Origin of the sequence: Aquidulcibacter sp. (genome assembly GCF_049239865.1) — a bacterium.
Classification (GTDB): domain Bacteria; phylum Pseudomonadota; class Alphaproteobacteria; order Caulobacterales; family Aquidulcibacteraceae; genus Aquidulcibacter.
This window is the reverse complement of record NZ_JBMLTR010000115.1, coordinates 1-2,273: the sequence shown is the minus strand read 5'-3', so window position 1 is coordinate 2,273 and position 2,273 is coordinate 1. Positions and strand designations below refer to the sequence as shown.

Genomic DNA, 2,273 nt, shown 5'->3' with positions numbered 1-2,273 from the left:
CGTAGATGCACATCTGCTCGGGTTGACTTGAGATAAGGGCGCCTCTAGTTTCCGCCCGCGTCGACAAGGGGGCAAGTCCGCACTTTTGTTGTTCGCACGGCTGGTTCATGGCTGATCCTAGACACCCAGATGGCTCTGATGCCCTTGATGAGTTGGCCAAACGTGTGGCTGCGCTCCATCAAGAGCGAGAGAATGCCGGGCCAAAGGTCAGTGTCGATCGGTCGGGCATGTCTTTGGGGCTGCGCCTGGCTTCAGAATTTGCTTCGGCGATTCTGGTCGGTGGCCTTTTAGGATATGGTGTTGATGTCGTTCTGACGACGCAGCCATGGGGCCTTTTGGTCGGTTTGGCGCTCGGCTTTGTGACCGGCACAGTGAATTTAATTCGGGCCTCCCGTCAGATGACGCAGGCCCACCCCGTTGATCCTCAGGCATCCGGCTTGAAGGACGACTCAGACGAAGACGCGTGAAGCAGGAGACAAGCGGCGTGGCCAGCGATCCGATGCACCAGTTCCAGATAGCCCCCATGATCCCCATAGAGTTGGCCGGCTATGATGTGTCGTTCACGAACGCGAGCCTGTTCCTTGTCTTGGGTGCAGCACTGCCTGCAGCTTTCATGCTGGCAAGCTCTGCCAAGGCCGCTTTGGTTCCTGGCCGGATCCAGACCTTGGGCGAAACCGCTTATAGTTTCGTCTACAACATGCTCTACAGCTCAGCAGGTTCGGACGGCGTCAAGAAGTTCTTCCCACTGGTTTTGAGCTTGTTCCTGTTCATCTTCACGGTGAATATGGTTGGCCTTTTTGCCTATAATTTCACGCCAACTAGCCAAATCATCGTGACGGCCATGATGGCGCTTCTGGTGTTCTTCACCGTGATCATCGTGGGCTTTGCCAAGAATGGCTTGGGCTTCCTCAAGCTGTTCGTGCCATCGGGCATCCCTTGGCCGCTCTATCTTATTGTGACTCCGATCGAGATCATTTCCTTCTTCTCGCGTCCTTTGTCACATGCCGTTCGTCTCTGGGCAAACATCCTCGCCGGTCACATTCTGGTTAAAGTGTTTGCTGGTTTCGTGCCCATGATGGCCGAGACCGGAGCCGTGGGTGCCGTCGGGGCTATCTTGCCCTTCGTGATGACGGTTGCCCTCTATGCACTGGAAACCCTCGTTGCATTCCTGCAGGCCTATGTGTTCACCATGTTGACCTGTATCTACCTCAATGACGCGCTGCACGCAGCCGATCACTAAGTCACCCTTTCTTATCGTCCCTTAATCCCTCAGGAGAATTCATCATGGACGCAGAAGCCGCAAAGTACATTGGTGCAGGCCTTGCTTGCTTGGGCATGTTGGGCGCCGCCATCGGCGTGGGCAACATCTTCGGCAGCTTCTTGGAAGGCGCAATGCGCAATCCTTCGGCCGCTCAAGGCCAGTTCGGTAACCTGATCTTCGGGTTCGCCGTGACCGAAGCGCTCGGCATCTTCTCGCTGCTGATCGCAATCTTGTTGTTGTTCGTGGTCTGATCCAGATTTCTAATCTGGTCTTTCATCAAAGACCCGGAGTGGTTTGAATATGGCTGGCGAATCTCACGCAGTCGAAGCTGCGGGTAAAGCAGGCGAGCATGCAGGCGGTGGCTTCCCACCGTTTGACCCTAGCCTGTTTTCTTCGCAGATCTTTTGGTTCTGGCTTGCCTTTGGCGCGCTCTATATCGTGTTGGCTGCGGTGGTTATCCCCCGCTTTGCCAAGACTTTGGCTGATCGTAAAAACGCCATTGAAGGTGATCTGAAGACGGCTGCAGAACAAACTGCTGCTGCCCAAGCAGCGCGCCAAGAAGCTGAGAAGGCCCAAGCTGACGCCCGGGCGCAAGCCCGTAAGACGGTTGAAGCAGCCCGCCATGCACATGAAGCAGCCGCAGCGAAAGCTGAGGCTGCTGCCACCAAAAAAGCCAATACCAAGATTGCCAAGGCTGAAGAGAAAATTTCAGCTTCCCGCGATGCGGCATTGGTTAGCGTAAACGAAACTGTCGGCGAACTGGCGGGCGCGATTGTGGAACGTGTTTCCGGGATCAAGCCAACCGCGAAGGCGCTCGACACGGCAGTTAAATCCGTCACAGGGGCAGCATAATGGCACTTGGATTTGACGCGACCCTCGTCGCCGCCCTCGGCTTCACCACCTTCATTGGTGGCCTGATTTATCTCAAAGTGCCTGGCATGTTGACCAAGGCTTTGGATGATCAATCGGCCAAAATCTCAAAAGAATTGGACGAAGCCAAGCGCTTGCGCCA

General features: G+C 55.5%; 4 protein-coding genes. All 4 read left to right on the top strand.

The window, feature by feature from the left end:
- The first annotated feature begins 107 nt into the window (after positions 1-107).
- From ACOVRA_RS08210 to ACOVRA_RS08195, 4 genes are read left to right on the top strand one after another with little or no spacing between them, the layout of a single operon-like run.
- On the top strand, positions 108-467 hold the full coding sequence (locus ACOVRA_RS08210) for an AtpZ/AtpI family protein (RefSeq protein WP_421719860.1): 360 nt from the start codon (positions 108-110) through the stop codon (positions 465-467).
- 17 nt (positions 468-484) lie between these two features.
- Complete coding sequence (locus ACOVRA_RS08205; RefSeq protein WP_421719859.1) at positions 485-1,240, top strand: F0F1 ATP synthase subunit A; 756 nt, start codon at positions 485-487, stop codon at positions 1,238-1,240.
- Between the two features lie 44 nt (positions 1,241-1,284).
- On the top strand, positions 1,285-1,512 hold the full coding sequence (locus ACOVRA_RS08200; RefSeq protein ID WP_085340465.1) for a F0F1 ATP synthase subunit C: 228 nt from the start codon (positions 1,285-1,287) through the stop codon (positions 1,510-1,512).
- 49 nt (positions 1,513-1,561) lie between these two features.
- The gene (locus ACOVRA_RS08195) at positions 1,562-2,113 is read left to right on the top strand and encodes a hypothetical protein (RefSeq protein ID WP_421719858.1); all 552 of its coding nucleotides are present in this window, start codon (positions 1,562-1,564) and stop codon (positions 2,111-2,113) included.
- The last annotated feature ends 160 nt before the right edge of the window (positions 2,114-2,273 follow it).

Excerpts from the sequence above, each read along its gene's own strand:
- ACOVRA_RS08210 (WP_421719860.1), top strand. The coding sequence starts at position 108 with ATGGCTGATCCTAGACACCCAGATGGCTCTGATGCCCTTGATGAGTTG.
- ACOVRA_RS08200 (WP_085340465.1), top strand. The coding sequence starts at position 1,285 with ATGGACGCAGAAGCCGCAAAGTACATTGGTGCAGGCCTTGCTTGCTTG.
- ACOVRA_RS08195 (WP_421719858.1), top strand. The coding sequence starts at position 1,562 with ATGGCTGGCGAATCTCACGCAGTCGAAGCTGCGGGTAAAGCAGGCGAG.